The following is a 23,849-nucleotide window of genomic DNA, read 5'->3' as shown; positions in this document are numbered from 1 at the left end:
AGCCCCCTCCCACATTTTGGCCTAGTTGCGTCAGTTACTCGGCCGTCGGGGTTAGCCGCGCTTCCAGTTCAGCCACCTTCGCCTCCAGGCTCTCCAGCCGCGCACGCGTGCGGGCCAGCACCACCATTTGGCTATCAAACTCTTCCCGGCTTACCAGGTCGAGCTTGCTGAAACCGCTTTGCAGCAAGGCCTTGAACTGGCTTTCGATTTCATTGCGGGGCAGAGGGGTTTCGCCGCTGAACAGGCGAGAGGCGTGGCCGCTCAGGGCGTCGAGTAGGTCTTTGGGCGCGAGCATGGGAAATATTCCGGAAACTGTTGGCGGGCAGTGTATCACGCAGCGTCTATAGTCTTTTTCGCGGCCTGCAGCGCACGCTTTTCGCGCATCGGGCTGTGCGACGGCGCACTGTTTTCGTGCGCATTGCAGCTGCCAAATAGTCCTGTGGGTGAGGTTAAGTGGGCAAAGGACTGATTTCAGTGATTTTTACGGAGCTGGCAAGGTTTCTGCTTAGACGATCATGACCCATGCACTGATGCAGTCGCTGTGACGAATGCAGTGCGCCGACGGATCAGGGGTACAGGTTTCGTCACCAGTGGTTCGCTGGCGTCGCAAAGGCAACTGCCCTTGCGACGATGCGTTACAAAGCCAGGCACTGCGCTTAGACTTGAGACGGGTTTGTTTTCCTGGGGCAAGTCCACCAATTCGGGAGAGAGTTTTCATGAAGCTAGTCACTGCCATCATCAAGCCGTTCAAGTTGGACGATGTACGCGAGTCGCTGTCCGAAATCGGCGTGCAGGGCATTACCGTTACTGAGGTCAAGGGCTTCGGTCGGCAGAAGGGTCACACCGAGCTGTATCGCGGCGCGGAATACGTAGTCGATTTCCTGCCGAAGGTGAAGATTGATGTCGCCATTGACGACAAGGATCTTGACCGGGTTATCGAAGCGATAACCAAGGCCGCCAACACCGGCAAGATCGGTGACGGCAAGATCTTCGTGGTCAATCTGGAACAGGCTATTCGCATCCGTACCGGCGAAACCGATACCGACGCAATCTAAGCCGCCAAACCCCAACGCCCCAGGAGAAAACAATATGACTCTGCGTAAATTCGCAGGGCTCGGAGCCCTGTTGTCCATCGTAATGCCAAGCCTGGCCATGGCGGCAGACGAAGTGGCTGCTCCAGTCCTCAACTCTGGCGACACCGCCTGGATGCTGACCGCCACCGCACTGGTGCTGTTCATGACCATTCCCGGCCTGGCGCTGTTCTACGGCGGCATGGTCCGCTCCAAAAATATTCTGTCGGTGATGATGCAGTGCTTCGCCATCACTGGCCTGATCAGCATCCTGTGGGTCGTCTACGGCTACAGCATTGCGTTCGATACCACCGGTATGGAACAGGGTGTGGTCAACTTCAATTCCTTCTTCGGCGGCATGGGCAAGGCGTTCCTGGCGGGTGTGACCCCAGCCAGCATCACCGGGCCTGCGGCGTTGTTCCCGGAAGCGGTGTTCATCACCTTCCAGATGACCTTCGCCATCATCACCCCGGCGCTGATCGTCGGTGCCTTCGCTGAGCGTATGAAATTCTCTGCGATGCTGATCTTCATGGGCATCTGGTTCACCCTGGTTTATGCGCCAATCGCGCACATGGTCTGGAGCGGCAACGGCGGCCTGATGTGGGACTGGGGCGTGCTGGACTTTGCCGGCGGCACCGTGGTGCACATCAACGCCGGTGTGGCTGGGCTGGTGGCGTGCATCGTGCTCGGCAAGCGTAAAGGCTTCCCTACCACTCCGATGGCACCGCACAACCTGGGTTACACCCTGGTGGGCGCGGCAATGCTGTGGATCGGTTGGTTCGGCTTCAACGCCGGCTCCGCTGCTGCGGCCAACGGCACTGCTGGCATGGCGATGCTGGTCACTCAGATCGCTACCGCTGCTGCGGCGTTGGGCTGGATGTTCGCCGAGTGGATCACTCACGGCAAGCCAAGTGCACTGGGCATCGCCTCGGGCGTAGTCGCTGGCCTGGTAGCTGTTACACCAGCCGCCGGTACCGTTGGCCCGATGGGCGCTCTGGTAATCGGCCTGGTGGCCGGTGTGGTCTGCTTCTTCTGCGCGACCAGCCTCAAGCGTAAGCTGGGCTACGACGACTCCCTGGACGCATTCGGCGTGCACGGTATCGGCGGCATCGTCGGTGCGATCCTCACAGGTGTATTCGCAGCCCCTGCTTTGGGCGGCTTCGGCACCGTCACTGACATCGCGGCTCAAGTCTGGATCCAGTGCAAGGGTGTTGGCTTCACCGTGATCTACACGGCGATCGTCACCTACGTCATCCTCAAGGTGCTCGATATGGTCATTGGCCTGCGTGTTACCGAAGAGGAAGAGGCTGTCGGCCTCGACCTGGCGCAACACAACGAACGCGGCTACAACTTGTAAGTGCGCGTAAAAAAAATGCCCGGCTTGCCGGGCATTTTTTTGCCTGGTGTTTGTCAGTCGTAAGACGCTGTGCCGGTTTTTGCGCAAAGTTTGTGATCGGCCGCACACGGCACTTTTCAGTGTGCGAATGTCTTACAGGCACGTAGGCGTATTCGGCACTTTGTTTTTTCCCAGAGCGCGCTAGAATGCGCGCCGATGGGCGGAGAACTCTATGTGGCAACAGACCTTGATTACCCTGCGGGCCAAGCCCCGGGGCTTTCACTTGGTGACCGATGAGTTGCTTGCCGGCTTGCCTGAACTGAAGGCGTGTCGTGTGGGCCTGTTACACCTGTGGTTGCAGCACACCTCGGCTTCTCTGACCGTCAACGAGAATGCCGATCCGGCGGTTCGCCGTGACTTCGAACGTTTTTTCAACTTGCTGGTGCCGCAAGGCCGTGCCGGGTTCGAACACAATGACGAAGGTCCGGATGATCTGCCGGCGCACTTCAAGGCCAGTCTCCTGGGCTGCCAGCTGAGTTTGCCGGTCAAAGCCGGCCGCTTGGCGATGGGTACCTGGCAAGGTGTTTATCTGGGCGAGCACCGTGATCATGGCGGTGCTCGTAAAGTCCTCGCCACCTTGCACGGTGATGGGGCGTAAGCCACTGGTTATCCAGTGGATGTTGATTTTTCCCTGGCGGCCTCGACAGAGGGCGAAGCTGGGCTATAACTAATCTGCTTTTCGCAAGTCATGAGGTAGAACATGAGCGACGATGATCTGGAAAACGACGAACTCGAAGTAGGTGACGAAGACGACACCGAAGAAGGTCTTGAAGCTGCAGCGGAAGACGTTGCGGACGACGATGGTGGCGATGATGCGCCTGCCCCTGCGGCCAAAGGCAAAGCCAAGGCAGCTGTTTCGGTAGATGAATTGCCGAGCGTTGAGGCCAAGAACAAAGAGCGCGATGCTCTGGCCCGTGCGATGGAAGAATTCCTCGCTAAAGGCGGCAGAGTGCAGGAAGTCGAGGCTAACGTGGTGGCAGACCCACCCAAGAAGCCGGATAACAAGTACGGCAGCCGACCTATCTGAGGTCAATCACCTGCTTGTAAGAAAAAGCCCGCCGTCGCTGCGGGCTTTTTCATGCTTGCTGATTTATTTGAGCTTCGTGGTGATCCCCATATTGGGATCTCTAGTACTACTGCCACTTGCGGAGTAATTCCGGCAGCTCCGTAAGGCTACGAATCTCCGCGTCGGGGCGTTTATCCCCTTCCCACACCTTGGCGCTGGGGTTAAACCACACGGCCCGCAGCCCCGCCTGCTGCGCCCCCGCAATGTCGTCCCCGGGATGGTCGCCAACATGCACCGCTGCGCTGGCATCCACTCCGCCGCGTTGCAGTGCTTCCTGGAACAGCCGCGCATCCGGCTTGGCAATACCAATATCTTCAGCGCGCAGCGCAAAGTGAAAGTAGTCAGCCAGGCCCACACGCTGCACATCGGCATTGCCATTGGTGATCACACCCAGCAGAAAGTGCTGGCGCAGCGCTTGCAACATCGGCTCTGCTTCAGGGAAGGGAGTGAGCTGATGACGGGCGTGAATGAACGCCTCGAAGCACACGTCTGCCATTTCCGTGGCTTGCGGCTGTGGATATCCGGCCTCCTCGAAGGCGTGCATCAGCACCCGGTGGCGCAACACGCTGATGCGGTGTTTGAGCTCCGGATGACGCTGCAGCACCTGTTGGCGCAGGCTGGCGAAATGCTCCAGTGGCAGGTCGCCGACGTTGGGGGCATGCACGACCAGCCATTCGCGCATCGACGCCTCGGCGCTGATGATGACGGGTACGTTGTCCCAGAGTGTGTCGTCCAGGTCGAAGGTGATCAGCTTGATACTCATGAGTCGCCGCCCTTGATGCGTTTGGCCCGTGGATGGGCGCTGTCGTACACCGTTGCCAGGTGTTGGAAGTCCAGATGGGTGTAGATCTGCGTGGTCTTGATATCTGAGTGGCCCAGCAACTCCTGCACGGCGCGCAGATCCTGGGACGATTCCAGCATATGGCTGGCAAAGGAGTGCCGCAGCATATGCGGGTGCAGGTTTTGACCCAGTTCGCGCTCCCCGGCGGCTTTGACCCGCACCTGAATAGCCCGCGGCCCCAGTCGCCGGCCTTGCTGGCTGATAAACACGGCGTCGTCCGCCGGGTTGGCCAACGCCCGCAGTGGAAGCCAGAGTTGCAGGGCTTCGCGGGCCTTCCTACCCACCGGCAGGACGCGGGTTTTGCTGCCCTTGCCGAGTACTTGCACCAGGCCGTCTGCCAGGTCCAATTGGTCTAGGTTCAGGCCGGTGAGTTCCGACAGGCGCAGGCCCGAGGAATAGAAAAGCTCCAGGATCGCCTGGTCGCGGTGGGCCAGGAAGTCATCCTCTACGGCGCCATCAAGCAATTGCAAAGCGCGGTCGGTATCCAGTGTCTTGGGCAGGCGCCGTTCGCCCTTGGGCGGAGACAGGCCGTTGGCCGGGTCGTGGTCGCACAGGCCTTCGCGGTTGAGGTAGTGATAGAGTCCGCGCACAGCCGACAGCAGGCGAGCCAGGCTGCGCGAGGATTGGCCCGTCTGGTGCAAGCGCGCGATCAGGCTGCGCAGGCTTTGGATATCCAAGGCCTTCCAACTGGTGACCTGCTGTTTTTCGCAGTAGGCCAGGACCTTGTTCAAGTCCCGCCGGTAGGCTTCCAGTGTGTGGGGCGACACCTGGCGCTCGTTGCGCAGGTGAGCGCAGTAAGCGTCCAGTTGCCGTTCCATGGCTAGCGCACCGCGCGCAGGGCGGTGGTGAAGCGCGGCAGGACGCGGCCCAAAACTTCGGCGATATAGGTCAGGAACAGCGTGCCCACCGAGCTTTTGTAGTGCGCAGGATCACGGCTGGCGATAGCCAGCACGCCATGCAAGCCTTGATGGCTGAGGGCGACGACAGCTGTGGAGCCGATCTCCTTGAGCTGTTCGGGACCAAACAGGAAGTCCAGCTCATGCTCGCGCAAGGTGCCGCTGATGGTCTTGCCTTCGGACAACAGGCCGCCAATCGCGGTCTGTGCGTCGCTGCCGCTGACCCAGCGGCCTACAGGCATCGGGTTGTCGCTGAATAGGATCAGGCTGACAAATGGCACTTGGAAGTCCTGGCGCAGGCTGTCTTCCACGGCGATCACGGTTTCTTCCAGGCTGGTGGCGTCCATCAGCGCAAGGATCAGGCGACGGGTTTTGTCGAAAAGGCGGTCGTTGTCGCGGGCGACGTCCATCAAGTGCGAGAGCTTATGACGCATCTCGATATTGCGCTCGCGCAGGATCTTCATCTGTCGCTCCACCAGCGACACGGTGTCGCCGCGCTGGTGGGGGATGCGCAGCGCCGGCAGCAGTTCTTCGTGCTCGACGAAGAAATCCGGATTCGCCTCAAGGTACGCCGCGACAGCAGCGGCCTCCAGACTTTCGCTCGGGGTTGCGGGTGCGGGTACTTGAGGCTTATCGGTCATTAGCTTGGCTCACTCATAGACGGACCTGTCCTTCGTATACACGCGAGGCCGGCCCGGTCATCAGCACCGGGTGGCCAGGGCCTGCCCATTCGATGGACAGGCGTCCACCGGGCAGGTCGATCAGCAGCGGCGAATCCATCCACCCCTGGCTGATCGCGGCCACGGCAGCGGCGCAAGCACCGGTGCCGCAGGCCTGGGTTTCGCCGGCGCCGCGTTCCCACACACGCAATTGCGCGCGGGAACGGTCGATCACCTGCAGGAAACCCACGTTGACCCGTGCCGGAAAGCGCGGGTGGTGTTCGATCTTCGGCCCCAGTTCATGTACGGGGGCATTGTTGATGTCGTTGACCCGCAACACGGCATGGGGGTTGCCCATGGAGACGGCCGCCAAGTCGACGATCTTGCCGTCGACATCGACTGCGTAGCTGGTGGCCTGCTCGCTGGCCTGGAACGGAATATCCGCTGGCACCAAGCGCGGCGCGCCCATGTTGACGCTGATTTGGCCGTCGCTGCGAATATCCAGCTCGATCACGCCGCTCTTGGTCTCGACGCGGATCTGGCGCTTGGCGGTCAGGCGCTTATCCAGCACGAAACGCGCGAAACAGCGTGCACCGTTGCCGCACTGTTCCACTTCGGAACCGTCGGAGTTGAAGATCCGATAACGGAAATCCACCTCCGGGTTGCTTGGCGCCTCGACGATCAGCAATTGGTCGAAGCCAATCCCTGTATGCCGGTCGCCCCACTGTTTAGCGTGCTTGGGCAGGATGTGCGCGTGCTGGCTGACCAGGTCGAGGACCATGAAATCATTGCCGAGCCCGTGCATCTTGGTAAAACGCAGCAGCATGGCTTACTCCGGCAGCAGGCTTTCGCCAGCATACAACTCGGCTACCGTCTCGCGGCGACGCACTTCAAACGCTTGATCACCGTCCACCAGTACCTCGGCGGTACGGCCGCGGGTGTTGTAGTTGGAACTCATGACAAACCCGTAGGCACCGGCCGAATGCACGGCCAGCAGATCGCCTTCCTCCAGCGCAAGCTGACGATCCTTGGCGAGGAAGTCGCCGGTTTCGCAGATCGGGCCGACGATGTCATAGGCGCGAGCTTCGCTGTCGCGAGGCGTCACAGCGGTGACATTCATCCAGGCCTGGTACAGCGCCGGGCGGATCAGGTCGTTCATCGCCGCGTCGACGATGGCGAAATCCTTGTGCTCGGTGTGCTTGAGGTACTCGACCTGGGTCAGCAGCACGCCGGCGTTGGCGACGATGTAGCGGCCCGGCTCGAACATCAGCGTCAGGTCGCGGCCTTCGATGCGCTCGCGCACGGCCTGGATATAGTCGGCAATCAGCGGCGGCTCTTCATCGCGATACCGCACGCCCACGCCGCCACCGAGGTCGATGTGGTGCAGGTAGATACCGCATTCGCCCAGGCGATCAATCAGCGCCAGCAGGCGGTCGAGGGCATCTAGGAACGGCGGCAGAGTGGTCAGTTGCGAACCGATGTGGCAGTCGACGCCCAGCACTTCCAGGTTCGGCAACTGCGCGGCGCGGATATACACGTCCTCGGCGTCAGCAATGGCGATGCCGAACTTGTTCTCTTTGAGACCGGTGGAAATGTACGGGTGGGTGCCAGCATCGACGTCCGGGTTGACGCGCAGGGAGATCGGCGCGCGTACGCCCATTTCGGCGGCTACGACCTGCAGGCGCTCCAGCTCGTCGGTGGATTCGATGTTGAAGCAATGCACACCGACTTCCAGGGCACGGCGCATGTCTTCGCGGCTCTTGCCGACGCCGGAGAACACGATCTTGTCAGCCTGGCCACCAGCTGCCAGTACCCGCTCCAGCTCGCCACGGGAGACGATGTCAAAACCAGCGCCCATACGCGCCAGGACATTCAGTACACCCAGATTGGAGTTTGCCTTGACCGCGTAGCACACCAAGTGCGGTACGCCGTCCAGTGCGTCGGTGAAGGAGCGGTATTGAGCTTCGATGTGAGCGCGTGAGTACACGTACGTCGGGGTACCAAAGCGCTGGGCAATCGCGGACAGCGCCACGCCTTCCGCGAACAGCTCGCCGTCCCGGTAGTTAAAAGCGTCCATGGAGCTCCCTTATTCGTAGGTGTCGTGCTTATGCGCTTTGGATGGCTTTTGCGACGATTGCGCCTGTTCATTCGGGTCTTTGCTGTCATCGGGCAGGTACAGCGGGCCTTTTTGACCACAGGCACTAACGAGGCAAGCGACCGCGACGAGCGCAGCAAGGGAAGAGATCAGGCGCTTCATGGCGAAATCCTTGAATATGCATTAATTGCGCCCGAGTATACCGACCACCCGCCAGCTTGCCTATGCGCCGAAATACCCGTCCGGCGGGGGTTTGCCGACATGAAGGTGAAGCGGGCTACGCTGGCAGAGGATATTTCATACCGTCATCGGTAATGAAATCGGTATCCTTTGCAATCGGCGAGGCTCGCCCGTATCGTGCGGCGCTTGAGCAAAACCAGACACTTTTGAGGTTGCCACAATGAGTTTGACCGAAGCCCGTTTTCACGATCTGGTGGATGCGACCCAGCAGGCGCTGGAAGATATTTTTGACGACAGCGGCCTGGACGTGGACCTGGAAAACTCGGCCGGCGTGCTGACCGTCAAGTTCGAGAGTGGCCAGCAACTGATCTTCAGTCGCCAGGAACCCCTGCGTCAGCTGTGGCTGGCGGCGCGCTCCGGTGGCGTTCACTTCGACTACGACGAAGAAAGCGGCAAATGGCAGTGCGATAAGAGTGAAGAGTTGTTGGGCGAGATGCTCACGCGCCTGGTCCACGAATATACCGGCGCCGAGCTGGATTTCGACGAGATTTGACCGTGACTGAGCCTGCGCCCGTACGTCCGCCAAAGCCGCTGTTCAGTAATGTCAGCCCGGCGGTGCCGTCACCTTGTATCAGTTTGTGTCGTCTGGACGAGCAAAAAGTCTGCCTCGGCTGCTTTCGTCACGTTGAAGACATCCGCGAATGGCGGTCCGCCGACGATGCCCGGCGCAGGGTGATCTGCGCCGAGGCCGAGCAGCGCAGGGCGCACGCCTGAGGCTGTCTTGTTTATTTGTGACGCTGTGGTAGTGTCCGGGTACGCCTCAACTCATCGAGGCCCGCGAGAACCCCGCCTTTTTTTGGCGGGGTTTTGCTTTTTTGTGCAGAAAAAAGGAGTCTGCCTGAATCATGACCACCGCACCGTCCATCATCCTCACCCGTCTTGACGTGCAGCGTCTGGAGCAACTGATCGACCGCTTGGGCGACGAAACTCCCGGCGTCGAAGCGTTGCAAGCCGAACTCGATCGCGCCGAAGAAGTGGTTGGCCACGATGAAGTGCCTGCGGGTGTCGTGACCATGAACTCCAGCGTACATTGCCGTGAGCAAGGCAGCGGCAAGGACTACCACCTGACACTGGTCTATCCGAAAGATGCCAATGCAGACGCCGGCAAGATCTCGATCCTGGCACCCGTGGGCAGCGCGTTGTTAGGCCTGAAAGTGGGCCAGCATATCGACTGGCCGGCACCTGGCGGCAAGACCCTCAAGCTTGAATTGCTCAGTGTTGAAGGCCAGCCAAAAGACGGCGGCGCCTTCACTCTCTAAATCTGGCTCAGCGCCTCGTTGAGCGACAGCTCCAGCTCGGCCTTGTAGCGCAGGTAAAGGTTGCTCGGGCTCTGCACATCACCGAGCAGGCCCGATAGATCCAGGTCGGTGATGTAGCAACGGTAGCGCTCGGTTTCCCGGCGCTGTCCAACGATCTCCTGGGCGACCACGGCAAATAGCTGGTCGCCGAATTCCAATTCGGAAAACTCCCGCTGATTGCAGTACAGGGTAATGCCCACCTTGCCGTGTGCTGCTTTGCCGATAATCGCCTGCACGTCGTAAAACGGTTTGTTCGTTGGATTGTGCGGCGCCGGCCGAGGTTCGATCCCGCGGGCGCGTCCGCTTCCTGTCGGCAATAGTTGGTAATACAAGGACTGCACCGCGCCCAGGGGTTGTTGCGTGTCCAGCGGCGACAACGCATCCCGCCGATAGATGATGGATTGCAGAAAGCGCTGCAAAGGCGCCAACAGGCTCTGCTCATCATGAAACGGCAGGCGCTGCTGCCAGAGCGCGTTGAACTCATCCAGCACATACAGCTCGGCGAAATCCTCATTGACCCGGTAGAACACTTGCACGCAATCAGCCATGCCCATGGGCAGCAGCAGCGCCAGGTCGTGGTCTTCCAGGGCCATCGTGTCCAGATGCAGCGGGCTGTAGCTGGCCAGCTCTTCGCTGAGGTAGGCGATCAGCGCGTCCTGGGTTGCCAGTGACACATGGGTGGCTTGGCCCGGCATCAACTCCATTACGTGGTAGTGCTGCTGAACTTGCAGCAAGTAGCGGTGGTTGGACTGACCCAGCAGCAGGTTCTGCGCGGTGTCGAAGATTTCCTCCACGCGCTGGGCAATGAACTGCGCACGGTTATGACAGAAGCAGCGCACCCGCAGACGCGGCAGGCGGTCTGATGGCAGTTGGTTGAGGTAGTCGCGCAGGCAATCGAGCAAAGCGTGCGGGCCGTCGTAACGGCTGACCATCACTTCGTTCCAGCTGTTGAGCGTGACTTGGTCCAGGGTCAGCACCAGGTTATCGCGAACACCGGCATAACTCAGGGAGTCGGTGCGCTCGGTGGTCATCAGGATGTTCAGGTCGCGGTGATGCTTGAGCGGGTCGACGCCGACGTTGATCAGCAGCAACACTTCCTCGGGCACCGCCGATCGCAGCAGGCTTATTTCATCGACGCTGGTCAGGGGCAGGGCGACCGTTTGTTGCAGGCTGCCAAGCAGGTTGAACAACTCGAATTCGGTCATGTCGCTGGTGCCGGGGTGCAGCGCCAGGCGCGTGCTGCTGTCGATTACACCGTTGCGATGGCACCAAGTGAGCATTTCCAGCAGGTCGCGGCTGCGCTTGATCGGCGCAAAGTGTTCCCACTCCAGGGCCGTGAGGTTGCCGTTGTACAACCCCCAGTGATGCTGGCCCGGTTCCTTGCGGTTGGGCGACTGCACCAGGGTCAAGGTGTCCTCAGCCAGGTCCGGTGCGATGCCGGGGTTGATGAATTCGACCTTGCCGGCCTTGCGCTCAAAAGCGGCATACAGGCGCCGGCCCAGCACGTTAAGGTCGCGCTTGTTGATCAGACTGACGGTCTGTTCGGTCCGGGCAAACTGGGTCAGGAAGCGATAGCTGTAGTTCAGCTCGCTGACCAGGGCGCGGCGTTCCGAGGCCACCTGACGCACTTTCCACTGGCTGCGGCTGTCCAGCAGGGCGAGTTGACGCTGGTCCCAGCTCCATTCGCGTGCCAGGCGCTCCAGCAACAGTCGCTGCCAACTGCTGGTGCGTTGGCCGGCGGTTAGCTTGCGATTGACCTTCAGGTACAGCGCGCGGCGTACCAATTCCAGGCGTTCGGGCTCGTTGCGTGCTTTGAGGTATTCCTCGATGCGGCGGTACACCACGATGTATGGGTCCAGCTCATCCAGGTCCATCTGGTTCGCGAACACCGCGCGCTTGAAGCGCAGGCTCAGGCAATGCACGTTGGGGTGTTCGCTGGCGTAGACCTCAGTCAGCAGCAGTTTGAGCACCGATTTGTAAGGTGACTCGATGCCTTTGAACAACTGCCATAGACCGGCTCCGATGAATTCGCCGGGTGGAATATGTGCCAGGTGGCCGAGGTCAAGGGTTTCATCGGCGCGGATAAACCGCTTGGAGAGCAGTGTGTGGGTGAATTCGGCGTAACGGGTCTCTTCGTATACCGGCACCAGCCACCAAATCGGCGTGCGCCCGGCCAACCAGATGGCTGTGCGGTAGAACTCGTCCAGCAGCAGGTAATGCTGGGTGGTACCGCAGTCGTCGGAGCTCAGTTGGGTGTCGCGCTCGCCGAGTACGAAGCGCGTTGGCTCGATCAGGAAGAAGTGTGCCTCGGCACCCATGGTGAGGGCCCAGGCTTCTAGCAATTGGCATTTCTTGCGCAGTTCGCCCAGCTCGTTTTCGCCCAGGTCGGGGGCGTGGCACACCCATACGTCCATATCGCTCTGATCCGCTTGGGCGAGGGTGCCAAGGCTGCCCATCAGGAATAGGCCATGGATAGGCTTGGGCTGATTGACCGGGCGCGGCTTGTAAGAGAACGAGCGGGTCAGGCGTTGGGCTTCGGTCAAGGCCTGAGCGTCGGGCTCGAAATTCGAAAGCCCGGCTGGCGTGCTGCCCGAAACATAACCGGGCAACAGCGGATGATTAACGTGAAAAAACAGTGGCAGGAGGGTCAGCACGCTTTGCTGGCGCGGCGTCAGCCCCTCGACGGCACGCGCCATGCGCCCCTCATTGAGGGCCATGAAGCGCGCGCGCAATTGGGCCAGCACCTTGCGGTCGATGCCTTCGTCCAAGTCAGGGCGGATTTCATGGGTGCGGGTCATGTCGAACTCGGTGGCTCGCAGGGCCCGACGTGGGCGGCCGTGTAGGAGTTTACAGCCAGTGGCGTAGGAGGTTTAGGGGAAATGGTCTTTGACGCCAGAATTTTAACTGGCCCACAGCAACGCCCTTGGAATCCGCAGTGAGCGGACTCCATGGGCGGTATCGGGTATCAGGCTGCTTCTTTGGTGCTGGCAGTGGTCAGAATAGTCAGCAGGGTTTGGGCCTGCTCTGCGGCGTCCCGACCGAGGCTGGTCAGATAGCCACCGTCTGGCTGGTCGATAAGTCCTTTGGCATGGAGGCGCTTGGCAGCGGCGATGGCAGTAGGAGCGGCGGTCTGATGGACCTTCAGACCTTCCTTGGTGCTGTCCAAGGGGAAGAGTACAAGGATTTCCAGTTCGGCAACCAATTCAGGGGTATACGACATAAGGACTCCAGACTTTCTAAAATTTATTAGAGGCTAGCAGGCCATAAGGTGAACGCACTTTGCCGAACTGTCCAGCGTGTTGCTGCGTGCCGGGATTATTCCTTTTCAGGCGGCAACTCAGGCAACGCCCGCAGCGCGGTTTCATACCATTCGGTATTGAAGGCGCGGTCCTCGTCCAGCATCGCGTCGATCTCGAACGCCAGCACGTGGGCCATAAGATTCAGGATGTCTTCGCGTTCATAACCCACCAGGGTCAGTTTGTTGAAGGTCGCCTTGGCGGCGGGGGGATTGTCGCTTTCGATCTGGTTCTCGATCGCTTCGATCAGGGTGTTTTCGGTGAATTCTTCTTCGTCACTGTCGATATCGGTCGGCTCGCTCATGGCAGGCTCCTCAAGGAAAGGGCGCCAGTCTACCTCCATTCAGGCAGGTGATGCTGCTGGTCAGGCTGGGCGTCAAGATCTATAACTCTTGCAGCCAACCCCGCACACGGCCTGGAGGCTTTGCGATGCTCAAGCTCTACGGATTTTCGGTCAGCAACTACTACAACATGGTGAAACTGGCGCTGTTGGAGAAAGGGCTCCTGTTTGAAGAGGTGCCTTTCTACGCCGGTCAAACCCCGGAAGCCCTGGCAATCAGTCCGCGCGGCAAGGTACCGGCGCTTGGCGTAAAGCAGGGGTTTATCAACGAAACCAGCGTGATACTCGAATACATCGAGCAAACCCAGGAAGGCCCTTCGCTGTTGCCGGCAGACCCATTCCAGCGTGCCCAAGTGCTGGCGCTGTGCCGGGAAATCGAGCTGTACATCGAATTGCCCGCCCGCGCGTGTTTTGCCGAGGCGTTTTTCGGTATGCCGGTGCCGGAGGCGATCAAGGAAAAATCCAAGGCTGAGTTGCTGCTGGGGATTGGTTCTTTAGGTCGGCACGGCAAGTTCGCGCCTTACGTTGCGGGGGAAAGTTTTACGATTGCGGATCTGTATTTCATGTACAGCGTGAACCTCGCCTGTGGCGTGGGCGAGAAGCTGTTTGGATTGGATTTGCTGGCTGAGTTGCCAAAGGCGAAAGTGTTGTTGGAGCGATTGCATGCCATGCCCAACGCCCAAAAGGTGGCAGCGGACCGGGAGGCGGCGATGCCGGCGTTTATGGCGATGATTGCGGCCAAAAAGTGATCAAGTGTGGGAGGGGCAAGCCCCTCCCACATTTTTTAGCGGCTGGCGAGCAACGCCTGGCCGCGTACGACCGCTGCCTTCACCTGCGCGGGCGCAGTGCCGCCGATGTGATTACGCGCATTCACCGAACCTTCCAGGGTCAGTACGGCGAACACATCCTGCTCGATCTGGTCGCTGAACTGGCGCAGTTCTTCCAGGCTCATTTCTGCCAGGTCTTTGCCGGTTTCCACGCCGTATTTCACTGCGTGGCCGACGATTTCGTGGCAGTCACGGAACGGTAGGCCACGGCGCACCAGGTAGTCCGCCAGGTCCGTTGCCGTGGAGAAACCGCGCAATGCCGCTTCACGCATGATCGCGTGTTTTGGCTTGATCGCCGGGATCATGTCGGCAAAGGCACGCAGCGAGTCGCGCAGGGTGTCGGCGGCGTCGAACAGCGGTTCCTTGTCTTCCTGGTTGTCCTTGTTGTAAGCCAACGGCTGGCCTTTCATCAGGGTCAGCAGGCCCATCAGTGCGCCGAATACGCGGCCGCTCTTGCCGCGGACCAGCTCTGGCACGTCGGGGTTTTTCTTTTGCGGCATGATCGAGCTGCCGGTGCAGAAGCGATCCGGCAGGTCGATGAACTGGAATTGCGCGCTGGTCCACAGCACCAACTCTTCGGAGAAGCGTGACAGGTGCATCATCGCAATGCTGGCGGCGGCGCAGAATTCGATGGCGAAGTCACGGTCCGAGACGCCGTCCAGGGAGTTGCCGCCCACAGCGTCGAAGCCCAGCAGTTGCGCGGTGTACTCGCGGTCGATTGGGTAAGTGGTGCCAGCCAGCGCGGCGCTGCCCAGTGGCATGCGGTTGGCGCGCTTGCGGCAATCGACCAGGCGCTCGTAGTCGCGGCTGAGCATTTCGAACCAGGCCAGCAGGTGGTGACCGAACGTCACAGGCTGGGCGGTTTGCAGGTGAGTGAAGCCGGGCATGATGGTGTCCGATTCGCGTTCGGCCTGCTCCAGCAGGCCTTTTTGCAGGCGCGTTATTTCGGACAGGATCAGGTCGATTTCATCGCGCAGCCACAGGCGGATATCGGTGGCCACTTGGTCGTTACGGCTACGACCGGTGTGCAGTTTCTTGCCGGTCACACCGATACGGTCGGTGAGGCGGGCCTCGATATTCATGTGCACGTCTTCCAGGTCGACGCGCCAGTCGAACGTACCGGCTTCGATCTCACCGCGGATGGTGGTCAGGCCGTCAATGATGCTGTCGCGCTCGGCGTCGGTCAGCACGCCGACTTTGGCCAGCATCGTCGCGTGGGCGATGGAGCCCATGATGTCGTGGCGGTACAGGCGCTGGTCGAAGGTGACGGAGGCGGTGAAGCGGGCGACGAAGGCGTCGACGGGTTCACTGAAGCGGCCGCCCCAGGACTGGTTGGTCTTGTCGGTGCTCATGGATTCGCTCGTGGTCTGCTTAATAAAGAGGCGTGGAAGTCTGCCGGCGATAATAACAGGGTTGCCCGTGGAGGCGGTGCTGCGGGTCGTCGGCATTTTTATTTGTGCAAAGGATGGCTAAGTGCCTTGCCGCCGAACGCGTCCGGGAAGAGACTGGAGGTAGATGTTTATCGAAACGATATTTGACGATTGCGCAATATCGTTCCGGTGAGCGTCTACAGTTGGACTGATAGTGTGTGAATGCACCAAAGTCGGGTATTGCGGTCAGAGCCTGACTATCCATTTAAAAGGGGGGTATTCGGATTGTGTATCAGCAAACCCTACGACGATGCCCGATGGCAGCAGGTCTTGGGCGCTATTGAACAGGTCCGGGTAAATATGGGTGCCGCTGTCAGGGCACTTTTTGCCGCTCGCGCTAGTCTTAGCGTGGATCGCTGTGACGCAAGTCACCGCACCTGTCTACGCTATCCTTGTGCGAGACTCACGCAGGAATCCAGCGCTATATGAATGTCCTGATCGTTGATGACGAACCCCAAGCCCGCGAGCGACTGACCCGCTTGGTCAGTGAACTTGAGGGTTATACAGTCCTTGAGCCGAGTGCCACCAACGGGGAGGAGGCGTTGACGCTGATCGACAGCCTCAAGCCCGACCTGGTGTTGCTCGATATCCGCATGCCGGGCCTTGATGGCCTGCAAGTCGCCGCCCGGCTGAGCGAGCGAGAATCGCCACCCGCCGTGGTGTTATGCGCCGCGCAAGAAGAGTTTGCTGAGCAGACGCTGGAAGCCAGTGGCGTCAGCTTTGTGATTAAACCAGTGACTGCCGAAGCCTTGCTCAAGGCCATGAAGAAAGCCGAGCGCCCCAACCGCGCCCAACTGGCAGCCTTGACCCAGCCTGCCGCCCAAAGTGGTAACGGGCCGCGCAGCCACATCAGCGCACGTACGCGCAAAGGGATTGAGCTGATTCCACTGAGCCAGGTTGTTTATTTTATTGCCGATCACAAGTACGTGACCCTGCGACATGAGGCTGGCGAAGTGTTGCTCGATGAGCCGCTCAAGGCCCTTGAGGATGAGTTCGGCGAACGCTTCGTGCGTATCCACCGCAATGCGCTGGTGGCCCGCGAGCGGATCGAACGTCTTCAACGCACACCTCTGGGGCACTTCCAGTTGTTCCTTAAAGGGCTTAACGGCGATGCGTTGATCGTCAGTCGACGCCATGTCGCGGGCGTGCGCAAAATGATGCAGCAGCTTTAGTTCGAGGGCTGTAGCGAGGCCTGCATTCCTTATCCCGGTGCGACGTGGCCAGGGAGGCCCCGCACTTGCTGATTCAAATCAAAGCGCAATTGCCTGAGCTGTTATTATCTGCCGTATCTATTCAGTACGGATTGATCCATGTCCTCTCGCGAAATCCGCATCGCCACCCGTAAAAGTGCTCTGGCCTTATGGCAGGCCGAATACGTCAAAGCACGCCTTGAGCAGGCCCATCCCGGCCTCACGGTGTCCCTGGTGCCCATGGTCAGTCGCGGCGACAAGCTGCTTGACTCGCCACTGTCGAAAATCGGGGGCAAGGGCCTGTTCGTCAAGGAACTGGAAACTGCGCTGCTGGAAAACGAAGCCGACATCGCCGTGCATTCGATGAAAGACGTGCCCATGGACTTTCCCGAAGGCCTGGGCCTTTTTTGCATCTGCGAGCGCGAAGACCCGCGTGATGCCTTCGTTTCCAACACCTATGCATCCCTGGATGAGCTGCCGCTGGGCAGCATCGTCGGCACCTCCAGCTTACGTCGTCAGGCCCAGCTGCTGACCCGCCGTCCAGACCTGCAGATCCGATTTCTACGTGGCAACGTCAACACTCGCCTGGCTAAGCTGGATGCTGGCGAATATGACGCGATCATCCTGGCTGCCGCTGGTTTGATCCGTCTGGGTTTCGAAGATCGCATCACCTCCGCCATCAGCGTCGAAGACAGCTTGCCAGCGGGTGGGCAGGGCGCCGTGGGCATCGAATGTCGCACCGCCGACAGCCAAATCCACGAACTTCTCAAGCCGCTCGATCACCACGATACCGAAGTGCGTGTCACAGCCGAGCGAGCTCTGAACAAGCACCTCAATGGCGGCTGCCAAGTGCCGATTGCTTGCTACGCCGTGCTCGAAGGTGAAGACCTGTGGCTGCGTGGCCTGGTCGGCGACCCTGACGGCGGCACCTTGTTAACGGCCGAAGTGCGCGGGCCGCAGCGTGATGCCACGGCCTTGGGTATCCAGGTCGCTGAAGAGCTACTGGATAAAGGCGCTGGTGCCATTCTGCAAAAAGTCTACGGTGAGGCCGGTCCGCAGTGAGTGGGTGGCGAGTGCTGCTGACGCGGCCTGCAGAGGAATCGACCGCCCTGGCGGCGTCGTTATCTGAAGCCGGCATTTTCAGCAGCAGTTTGCCCCTGCTGGACACTGAGCCTTTACCCATCACGCCCGAGCAACAGGCTGTCTTCCGTGACCTGCATCGCTATTGCGCGGTGATCGTGGTGAGCAAGCCCGCTGCGCGCCTTGCCCTGCAGCAGTTGGCTCATCATCCCAAACCAAAAATGCCTTGGTTCAGCGTCGGCGCCGGAACTGCGCAGGTACTGTCCGATCAGGGCCTGAGCGTTCACTATCCCCAAAGCGGCGACGACAGCGAGGCCTTGCTTCAATTACCGGCGTTGCGCGAGGCTATCGCGTGCCGCGATTCACGGGTGTTGATTCTGCGTGGCGAGGGCGGTCGAGAGTTGCTGGCGGAGCGTTTGCGCGAGCAAGGTGCTAGTGTCGACTATCTGGAGTTGTACCGCCGTTTCCTGCCGACCTATGACGCCGGTGTGCTGGTGCAACGCATCCAGTTGGAACGCTTGAACGGCCTGGTGGTCAGCAGTGGGCAGGGTTTTTTGCACCTGCAAGCCTTGGCCGGCCCCGATTGGCCACAGGTGGCACAGCTGCCGTTGTTCGTGCCCAGCCCACGAGTCGCCGAGATGGCACGGGCTGCTGGCGCAGAAAAAGTTGTGGATTGTCGCGGCGCGAGTGCCGCGGCTTTGTTAGTGGCGTTACGGAGTCATCCCGTTCCCACTCTCTGATACGCAAAGGACGGATACGTGAGCGAAACAGCCTTGCCTAAAGATGAAACCCAACCCGCACTCGATGCGCCGGTTGAGTCACCGGTCACCACGCCGCGCCGTGGCAATGGCCTGGCAGTTGTCGCCTTGCTGCTTGGCGCCGTGGGGGTTGCTGCCGGGGGTTGGGGGATCTGGCAGGTCCGCGCCCTGCAAGCCAGCAGCCAGCAGCAGCTGGGTCAGGTGCAGACCTTGGATGACCAATCCCAGTCCCTCAAGCAAAGTCAGCAGCAACTGGCTGCGCGCTTGGCCCAGTTGCCGGGCGCTGACGAGTTGGAAGAGCGCCGCCGTCTGGTCGCCCAGTTGCAAGGTGATCAGCAGCGCCTTAACCAGCGTCTGGAAACCGTGCTGGGGGCCAGCCGTAAAGACTGGCGCCTGGCCGAGGCCGAGCACCTGATCCGTCTGGCGAGTTTGCGGCTGTCCGCCCTGCAAGATATCAACAGTGCCCAGGCGCTGGTGCAGGGTGCCGACGAGATTCTTCGCGAGCAGAGCGATCCAGGTTCCTACGCTGCCCGAGAACAATTGGCCAAGAGCCTGGCCGCGTTGCGCAGTACCGAGCAGCCGGACCGTACCGGGCTCTACCTGCAATTGGCAGCCTTGCGTGACCAAGTTGTGCAGTTGGCAGCCATTGCCCCTGAATATCAGCTCACCGAGCCCTCTGGGCAGGGGCGTCCAAGCACCGATACGGATAGCCGCTGGAGACAGTGGTGGGAGCAGATTTCCCGTTACTTCCGCATCGACTTCAATCCCGACGATAACATTCGGCCACTGCTCGCCGGTCAGGGGCTGAACCAAGTTCGCCTGGCCCTGAGCCTGGCGCTGGAGCAGGCGCAATGGGCGGCGCTCAATGGAGAGTCGGCGGTGTACAGCCGTTCGCTGGGCGAGGCGCGCAGCGTGTTGCAGGACAACTTCAACCAGGACAATCCGCAGAGCAAGGCGATGCTGGCGCGTATCGCCGAGCTTGAGCCAAAAGCTGTGTCGGTAGTGACACCGGACCTGGCGGCGAGTCTGGCTGCGGTGCAGGCGTACCTAGAACGTCGTCATGTGTCTGCTGACGAAGCTAAGGCGGCGGCTGGCAAGCCGGCGATCCAGGAGTAGAGCCGATGAAGCGTTTCTATGTGATCCTGGTGCTGGTGGTTGCGATCGCCCTGGCACTCGCTGTGGGCATTTCGAAACACACCGGCTATGTGCTGATTACCTATCCTCATGTGCTGCATTACGAGTCGAGCCTATGGGCGACCGTGGTAGCAGTGTTTGCCATCGGCCTCGCCATTTACCTGATTCGCGTGTTGCTGAGCCTGGTGACCACCTCCGGTGGCGTGGTCAACCCGTGGTCTCGGCGTAACCGCAGTCGCCGTGTGCAGATCGCCATCGAACAGGGCCAGATGGACCTCGCTGAAGGCCGCTGGGCCAGCGCTGAGCGTCATCTGCATCGTGCAGCTGAAGCTGAGCGCCAGCCTTTGTTGTACTACCTGGGCGCGGCCCGTGCGGCGAATGAGCAGGGTCGGTATGAGGAGTCCGACGGTTTGCTGGCGCGTGCGCTGGAGCGTCAGCCCCAAGCGGAGTTGGCGGTCGCGTTGAGCCATGCGCAATTGCAGTTGGACCGTGGCGATACTGACGGCGCGTTGACGACCTTGCAGGTCATGCACGAGCGTCATCCCCATAACGCCCAGGTATTGCGCCAATTGCAGCGTTTGCACCAGCAGCGAGGCGACTGGTCTTCGGTCATCCGACTGCTGCCGGAGCTGCGCAAGGACAAAGTGCTGCCTGCCAGCGAACTGGCCGAGTTGGAGCGCCGTGCCTGGGGCGAGAACCTGAGCCTGGCTGCTCAGCGCGAAGAGCAGGGCGAAGCGGGTTTGCAGTCCCTTGAGCGGGCCTGGCAGCAACTCACTTCGGCTCAGCGTCAGGAGCCGCAGTTGGTGCTGGCTTACGCTGAGCAACTGCGCCAGCTGGGCGCCGATGCCAAGGCGGAGGAGGCGTTGCGCGGTGCTATCAAGCGCGGCTATGACAGCCACCTGATTCGTCTGTACGGCCTGTTGCGCGGCGGTGACCAGGCCCGGCAATTGAAGTTTGCCGAGGGGTGGCTCAAGGATCATCCGGGTGATGCCAGCCTGCTGCTGACGTTGGGTCGTCTGTGCTTGCAAAACAGCCTGTGGGGCAAGGCACGGGATTATCTGGAAAGTAGCCTTCAAGTGCAGCGTAATCCTGAGGCGTGTGCCGAGCTGGCGCGGTTATTGGCCCAGTTGGGTGATACCGAGCGCAGCAACCAACTGTTCCAAGAAGGTTTGGGTCTGCTGGATAACAGCTTACTGGCCTCTCCCCTGCCAGTTCCTACCCGGTCTTGATGTAGGAAAGGAATGGAGGGTTTGCTCAGATACGTCTGAGAGTTAGCCCTTCAATGCCCAGCAGATGCTGGGTTTTAAGCGCTCTACTGCAAACTCCTACACTGGGATGCTCGAAGTCTTTCATGCTTATGCGGGATATCCCTGCGATCTCACAGAACTGTCTGCTCTGTCGCGTATTGAAAGGGGTCGGGCCTTTCCTCTACCGTAACGACCTATCTCTCGCTGTGCGGATAAAGCATGTCTTTGGCCCCTTCACGCTCCTTGTTTTTTCTTGCGTTCATGGCGGGTGCGCTGACGTTGGGCGCGTCCTTCTATCTTGAGTTCGGTGCATCGTTACGCCCGTGCTTTCTGTGCCAGATACAACGGGCCTTTCTGGCCGCATTCACGCTCATCAATCTGGTTGCCGCTATCCATTCATCCAGTCGATCCACTTACTACCTGTACGGGCTGACGAGCATGGGATGTGCATTGTTGGGTGCCGTTACCGCTGTGCGTCAGGTGCTGCTGCAAAATGCCGCACCGGATCAGGCCGCCGATTGCTGGCCCAGCCTGAGCCACATGATCGATAACCTCTCGGTGTGGCAGGCCTTGCGATTGGTGGTCGAGGGTACCGTCGATTGTGTGGAAATAAGCTGGACGCTGTTCGACTTGAGCCTTCCCGAATGGAGCCTGTTGTTCTTCCTGGGCATGCTAGTCCTCGGTGTCATACAGTTTTCACGGCTGTATTTGAGCCGTCCCTTGCGTCCGGTAGGGCGCTGAACGAAGGTCGCGGTTTGTAGGATGGGATTAAACACTTGTATGAACTTTCTCTCCTGCGTACCTTGAAGCCATAGTCGTGCGGGCATAATCTGGCCCGCACGCGTTATTAAAACCGTTTGCTTGTCAGATGCGGCCTTGTCCCGCTGCGGCTTACTCCTTGAAGTGTTGCGCGGGCATCAGGCGGCAGCGCCCCTATAGGGAAGAGAGATCATCATGCTGGAAAGTTGTCAGAATGCTCAGGAACGCTGGGGTGGGGTGCACAAGCTGATCGACAGCTGGTTGAAGGCACGTCACGAACTGGTTCGGGCCTTTGATGCTCTCGGCGCCAAGCCTGAGGCACTGGGTGAGAATCGCGAGCCGTTGCAGGATTTCTGTGGTGTCTTGGTGGACTACGTGTCGGCCGGCCACTTCGGCGTCTACGAGCAGCTGACCAAGGAGGCCGAAGCCTTCGACGATCAACGTGGTCTCGACTTGGCCGAAACCATTTACCCACGCATTGATGTCATCACCGAGAAGCTGCTGGCGTTCACCGACCTGTGTGATGCCGGAAACTGCGTTGCCGAAAAATTCAAGGAGTTGGGCGCGCTGTTGCATGAGCGCTTCGAACTGGAAGATTGCTTGATCGAAGTGCTGCATAATGCCCACAAGGAAGAGCCAGCCACTCAGGCTTGATCCTCAACGGTGATTTAAAAAAACGGTGCGCATGACGCACCGTTTTTTATTGGATCATTGGCGAGTGCCGAGTAACTCGATCTCGAATACCAATGGCGTGTAAGGCGGGATCAACTCGCCCGCGCCGTCGGCGCCGTAGGCTTGGGCTGATGGAATCACCAGGCGCCATTTCGCTCCCACCGGCATCTGTTGTAACGCACTGCTCCAGCCGCTGATCACACTGTCCAGGCGAAACCACTGGGGCTGTGTGCTCTGATCGAAGACTGTGCCATCGGGTAACCGCCCAACGTATTTCACTTGAACCTGATCATTAGCTCCAGGTTTGCTGCCGCTGCCGGGTGTCAGTTCCGTGAGCAGGATACCGTCAGCTAATTCGCGCACCCCTTTTGCCGTTTTTTCCTTGGCTAGAAACTGCTGTTCAGCTGCGAGCGACTTTTCACTTTTGGGTGCTTGGGCGTCGGCTTCGGCCTGCGCTTCATGCTGGGCAAGAATCTGTTCGATGCGCTTGTTATCCAACGCCAACGGCTTGCCTTGATAGGCTTGATTGAGGCCCTCGATCAACGCCTGGATCTGCAGGTCCGGCACTTCCTGGCGCAGGCGTTCACCGAGGCTGGCGCCCAGGCTGTAGGCAAGGTCGTGCTGCTCTTGGTCTGCCGTTTTGGAGGGTGATTGCTCGCCCGCATTGGCTACGGAAATTGCCAAGCCCAGAACAAGAAAAAGGTAACGCGACATGGGCATTCTCCCGCCGAAAGTGCGACGGATTATGCCAGTGTGAAAGGGTAAAAAGTGTCGCGTGTTTTCGATATATCGATAAGAATTTTCGTACCGTGCAACGCAAGGCAAACGATACTGTCAACATGCCCTAGCGGCGGTAAGAGCAGAGGGCTAGTATGAGCCGCACCCACGTCAGCCAGGAGGTAAACCATGTCGGCCAAACAGAAGCCTGTTAATACCCCGTTGCACTTACTCCAACAACTGTCGAGCAGCCTGCTCGAACATCTGGAAAGCGCGTGTTCCCAAGCGTTGGCCGATGCAGAAAAACTGCTCGCCAAGTTGGAAAAACAACGCGGTAAGGCGCAAGAAAAGCTGCATAAATCCCGTACCAAACTGCAAGACGCCGCCACCGCCGGCAAGGCCAAGGCACAAGCTAAAGCCAAAGACGCTGTCAAAGAACTTGAGGACCTGCTGGACGCCCTCAAGGATCGCCAAGCTGAAACGCGCGCGTACATTTCCCAACTCAAGAAAGATGCTCAGGAAAGCCTGAAATTGGCCCAGGGCGTTGGTCGTGTTAAAGAAGCCGTGGCGAAAGTGCTGGGCGCTCGTACACCTGCAAAAGCAGTTGCAGCGAAGGCACCCGCCAAAGCCGCCGCCAAGCCAGCTGCTAAGGCTGCTGCTGCAAAACCAGCCGCTAAGCCAGCTGCTAAGACTGCTGCTGCAAAACCAGCCGCCAAGCCAGCTGCTAAGACTGCTGCTGCAAAACCAGCCGCCAAGCCAGCTGCTAAGACCGCTGCTGCAAAACCAGCCGCCAAGCCAGTTGCTAAGACCGCTGCTGCAAAACCAGCCGCCAAGCCAG

28 protein-coding genes and 1 pseudogene are annotated in these 23,849 nt (G+C 59.8%); 17 read left to right on the top strand and 12 right to left on the bottom strand.

Annotation, left to right across the window (positions count from 1 at the left end):
• Positions 1 to 34: 34 nt before the first annotated feature.
• The gene (locus ACEN2T_RS08710) at positions 35 to 295 is read right to left on the bottom strand and encodes an accessory factor UbiK family protein (protein ID WP_095185195.1); all 261 of its coding nucleotides are present in this window, start codon (positions 293 to 295) and stop codon (positions 35 to 37) included.
• A 421-nt stretch (positions 296 to 716) separates the two neighbouring features.
• Here ACEN2T_RS08710 and glnK point away from each other — a divergent pair, with 421 nt between their 5' ends.
• The 4 genes from glnK (at position 717) to sutA (ending at position 3,493) form a co-directional block, all read left to right on the top strand.
• On the top strand, positions 717 to 1,055 hold the full coding sequence (gene glnK / locus ACEN2T_RS08705; RefSeq protein WP_002555808.1) for a P-II family nitrogen regulator: 339 nt from the start codon (positions 717 to 719) through the stop codon (positions 1,053 to 1,055).
• Between the two features lie 34 nt (positions 1,056 to 1,089).
• Positions 1,090 to 2,427, top strand: coding sequence for an ammonium transporter (locus tag ACEN2T_RS08700; protein WP_032884369.1), 1,338 nt, complete (start codon positions 1,090 to 1,092; stop codon positions 2,425 to 2,427).
• Between the two features lie 211 nt (positions 2,428 to 2,638).
• Positions 2,639 to 3,064, top strand: a complete 426-nt coding sequence (locus ACEN2T_RS08695; protein ID WP_032884368.1) for a secondary thiamine-phosphate synthase enzyme YjbQ — start codon at positions 2,639 to 2,641, stop codon at positions 3,062 to 3,064.
• Between the two features lie 102 nt (positions 3,065 to 3,166).
• Positions 3,167 to 3,493: a transcriptional regulator SutA gene (sutA, locus tag ACEN2T_RS08690; RefSeq protein ID WP_032884367.1), complete on the top strand. Its 327-nt coding sequence runs from the start codon at positions 3,167 to 3,169 to the stop codon at positions 3,491 to 3,493.
• Positions 3,494 to 3,599: 106 nt separating this feature from the next.
• Here sutA and ACEN2T_RS08685 read toward each other — a convergent pair whose 3' ends face one another.
• Genes ACEN2T_RS08685 through lptM form a run of 6 tightly spaced genes read right to left on the bottom strand, consistent with a single transcriptional unit; the run spans position 3,600 to position 8,185 of the window.
• Positions 3,600 to 4,295 carry an HAD family hydrolase gene (locus ACEN2T_RS08685; RefSeq protein ID WP_032884366.1) on the bottom strand — a complete coding sequence of 232 codons (696 nt, stop codon included), beginning with the start codon at positions 4,293 to 4,295 and terminating at the stop codon, positions 3,600 to 3,602.
• Positions 4,292 to 5,191 carry a tyrosine recombinase XerC gene (gene xerC, locus ACEN2T_RS08680; protein WP_032884365.1) on the bottom strand — a complete coding sequence of 300 codons (900 nt, stop codon included), beginning with the start codon at positions 5,189 to 5,191 and terminating at the stop codon, positions 4,292 to 4,294. Before xerC ends, ACEN2T_RS08685 begins: the two co-directional genes overlap by 4 nt.
• Positions 5,192 to 5,193: 2 nt before the next feature.
• Positions 5,194 to 5,910 (bottom strand): DUF484 family protein, encoded by a 717-nt coding sequence (locus ACEN2T_RS08675; protein ID WP_032884363.1) that lies wholly within the window; start codon positions 5,908 to 5,910, stop codon positions 5,194 to 5,196.
• A gap of 13 nt (positions 5,911 to 5,923) precedes the next feature.
• Positions 5,924 to 6,754 carry a diaminopimelate epimerase gene (gene dapF, locus ACEN2T_RS08670; RefSeq protein ID WP_032884362.1) on the bottom strand — a complete coding sequence of 277 codons (831 nt, stop codon included), beginning with the start codon at positions 6,752 to 6,754 and terminating at the stop codon, positions 5,924 to 5,926.
• 3 nt (positions 6,755 to 6,757) lie between these two features.
• Entirely contained in the window at positions 6,758 to 8,005 is a 1,248-nt protein-coding gene (gene lysA / locus ACEN2T_RS08665; protein WP_032884361.1) for a diaminopimelate decarboxylase, read from the bottom strand.
• 9 nt (positions 8,006 to 8,014) lie between these two features.
• Positions 8,015 to 8,185 carry an LPS translocon maturation chaperone LptM gene (gene lptM, locus ACEN2T_RS08660; protein ID WP_010207449.1) on the bottom strand — a complete coding sequence of 57 codons (171 nt, stop codon included), beginning with the start codon at positions 8,183 to 8,185 and terminating at the stop codon, positions 8,015 to 8,017.
• A 238-nt stretch (positions 8,186 to 8,423) separates the two neighbouring features.
• Here lptM and cyaY point away from each other — a divergent pair, with 238 nt between their 5' ends.
• The 3 genes from cyaY to rnk all read left to right on the top strand — a co-directional run bounded on the left by cyaY (position 8,424) and on the right by rnk (position 9,522).
• Positions 8,424 to 8,756: an iron donor protein CyaY gene (gene cyaY / locus ACEN2T_RS08655; RefSeq protein ID WP_032884360.1), complete on the top strand. Its 333-nt coding sequence runs from the start codon at positions 8,424 to 8,426 to the stop codon at positions 8,754 to 8,756.
• A gap of 2 nt (positions 8,757 to 8,758) precedes the next feature.
• The gene (locus ACEN2T_RS08650; RefSeq protein WP_081797581.1) at positions 8,759 to 8,977 is read left to right on the top strand and encodes a DUF1289 domain-containing protein; all 219 of its coding nucleotides are present in this window, start codon (positions 8,759 to 8,761) and stop codon (positions 8,975 to 8,977) included.
• 131 nt (positions 8,978 to 9,108) lie between these two features.
• Positions 9,109 to 9,522 (top strand): nucleoside diphosphate kinase regulator, encoded by a 414-nt coding sequence (gene rnk / locus ACEN2T_RS08645; protein WP_032884359.1) that lies wholly within the window; start codon positions 9,109 to 9,111, stop codon positions 9,520 to 9,522.
• On the opposite strand, the gene ACEN2T_RS08640 is transcribed toward rnk, so the two are convergent.
• The 3 genes from ACEN2T_RS08640 to ACEN2T_RS08630 form a co-directional block, all read right to left on the bottom strand.
• Positions 9,519 to 12,359: a class I adenylate cyclase gene (locus tag ACEN2T_RS08640; RefSeq protein ID WP_442116568.1), complete on the bottom strand. Its 2,841-nt coding sequence runs from the start codon at positions 12,357 to 12,359 to the stop codon at positions 9,519 to 9,521. The genes rnk and ACEN2T_RS08640 overlap by 4 nt on opposite strands.
• A 167-nt stretch (positions 12,360 to 12,526) precedes the next feature.
• Positions 12,527 to 12,781: a TIGR02647 family protein gene (locus ACEN2T_RS08635; RefSeq protein WP_003195403.1), complete on the bottom strand. Its 255-nt coding sequence runs from the start codon at positions 12,779 to 12,781 to the stop codon at positions 12,527 to 12,529.
• A gap of 95 nt (positions 12,782 to 12,876) precedes the next feature.
• Positions 12,877 to 13,161 carry a hypothetical protein gene (locus tag ACEN2T_RS08630; RefSeq protein WP_032884356.1) on the bottom strand — a complete coding sequence of 95 codons (285 nt, stop codon included), beginning with the start codon at positions 13,159 to 13,161 and terminating at the stop codon, positions 12,877 to 12,879.
• 125 nt (positions 13,162 to 13,286) lie between these two features.
• On the opposite strand from ACEN2T_RS08630, the gene ACEN2T_RS08625 reads away from it, so the two are divergent.
• Complete coding sequence (locus tag ACEN2T_RS08625; protein ID WP_122756243.1) at positions 13,287 to 13,946, top strand: glutathione S-transferase family protein; 660 nt, start codon at positions 13,287 to 13,289, stop codon at positions 13,944 to 13,946.
• Between the two features lie 35 nt (positions 13,947 to 13,981).
• Here the strand turns inward: ACEN2T_RS08625 and argH are convergent, their stop codons facing one another.
• Positions 13,982 to 15,376, bottom strand: a complete 1,395-nt coding sequence (argH, locus tag ACEN2T_RS08620) for an argininosuccinate lyase (protein WP_032884354.1) — start codon at positions 15,374 to 15,376, stop codon at positions 13,982 to 13,984.
• 390 nt (positions 15,377 to 15,766) lie between these two features.
• On the opposite strand from argH, the pseudogene ACEN2T_RS08615 reads away from it, so the two are divergent.
• The 8 genes and pseudogenes from ACEN2T_RS08615 to ACEN2T_RS08580 form a co-directional block, all read left to right on the top strand.
• Positions 15,767 to 15,883, top strand: a pseudogene (locus tag ACEN2T_RS08615) (sensor histidine kinase); the annotation flags it as partial.
• Positions 15,880 to 16,626 carry a LytR/AlgR family response regulator transcription factor gene (locus tag ACEN2T_RS08610; RefSeq protein WP_095185190.1) on the top strand — a complete coding sequence of 249 codons (747 nt, stop codon included), beginning with the start codon at positions 15,880 to 15,882 and terminating at the stop codon, positions 16,624 to 16,626. The pseudogene ACEN2T_RS08615 and the gene ACEN2T_RS08610, both read left to right, overlap by 4 nt.
• A gap of 138 nt (positions 16,627 to 16,764) precedes the next feature.
• Positions 16,765 to 17,706 carry a hydroxymethylbilane synthase gene (hemC, locus tag ACEN2T_RS08605; protein WP_032884352.1) on the top strand — a complete coding sequence of 314 codons (942 nt, stop codon included), beginning with the start codon at positions 16,765 to 16,767 and terminating at the stop codon, positions 17,704 to 17,706.
• Positions 17,703 to 18,464, top strand: a complete 762-nt coding sequence (locus ACEN2T_RS08600) for a uroporphyrinogen-III synthase (protein WP_442116567.1) — start codon at positions 17,703 to 17,705, stop codon at positions 18,462 to 18,464. Before hemC ends, ACEN2T_RS08600 begins: the two co-directional genes overlap by 4 nt.
• 18 nt (positions 18,465 to 18,482) lie before the next feature.
• On the top strand, positions 18,483 to 19,598 hold the full coding sequence (locus tag ACEN2T_RS08595) for a uroporphyrinogen-III C-methyltransferase (RefSeq protein ID WP_032884350.1): 1,116 nt from the start codon (positions 18,483 to 18,485) through the stop codon (positions 19,596 to 19,598).
• A gap of 5 nt (positions 19,599 to 19,603) precedes the next feature.
• Positions 19,604 to 20,845 carry a heme biosynthesis protein HemY gene (locus tag ACEN2T_RS08590; RefSeq protein ID WP_442116566.1) on the top strand — a complete coding sequence of 414 codons (1,242 nt, stop codon included), beginning with the start codon at positions 19,604 to 19,606 and terminating at the stop codon, positions 20,843 to 20,845.
• 237 nt (positions 20,846 to 21,082) lie between these two features.
• On the top strand, positions 21,083 to 21,604 hold the full coding sequence (locus ACEN2T_RS08585; protein ID WP_095185188.1) for a disulfide bond formation protein B: 522 nt from the start codon (positions 21,083 to 21,085) through the stop codon (positions 21,602 to 21,604).
• Between the two features lie 213 nt (positions 21,605 to 21,817).
• Positions 21,818 to 22,276, top strand: a complete 459-nt coding sequence (locus ACEN2T_RS08580; protein WP_032884346.1) for an Rsd/AlgQ family anti-sigma factor — start codon at positions 21,818 to 21,820, stop codon at positions 22,274 to 22,276.
• 54 nt (positions 22,277 to 22,330) lie between these two features.
• Here the strand turns inward: ACEN2T_RS08580 and ACEN2T_RS08575 are convergent, their stop codons facing one another.
• Positions 22,331 to 23,008 (bottom strand): FKBP-type peptidyl-prolyl cis-trans isomerase, encoded by a 678-nt coding sequence (locus ACEN2T_RS08575; protein WP_099601744.1) that lies wholly within the window; start codon positions 23,006 to 23,008, stop codon positions 22,331 to 22,333.
• Positions 23,009 to 23,200: 192 nt separating this feature from the next.
• On the opposite strand from ACEN2T_RS08575, the gene ACEN2T_RS08570 reads away from it, so the two are divergent.
• On the top strand, positions 23,201 to 23,849 hold a 649-nt coding region (locus tag ACEN2T_RS08570; RefSeq protein ID WP_442116565.1), incomplete at its 3' end, for an AlgP family protein.

Source organism: Pseudomonas sp. W22_MBD1_FP4 (genome assembly GCF_052113765.1).
Classification (GTDB): Bacteria; Pseudomonadota; Gammaproteobacteria; order Pseudomonadales; family Pseudomonadaceae; genus Aquipseudomonas; species Aquipseudomonas sivasensis.
The sequence above is the reverse complement of the archived record's forward strand: the minus strand, read 5'-3'. Positions and strand labels throughout refer to the sequence as shown.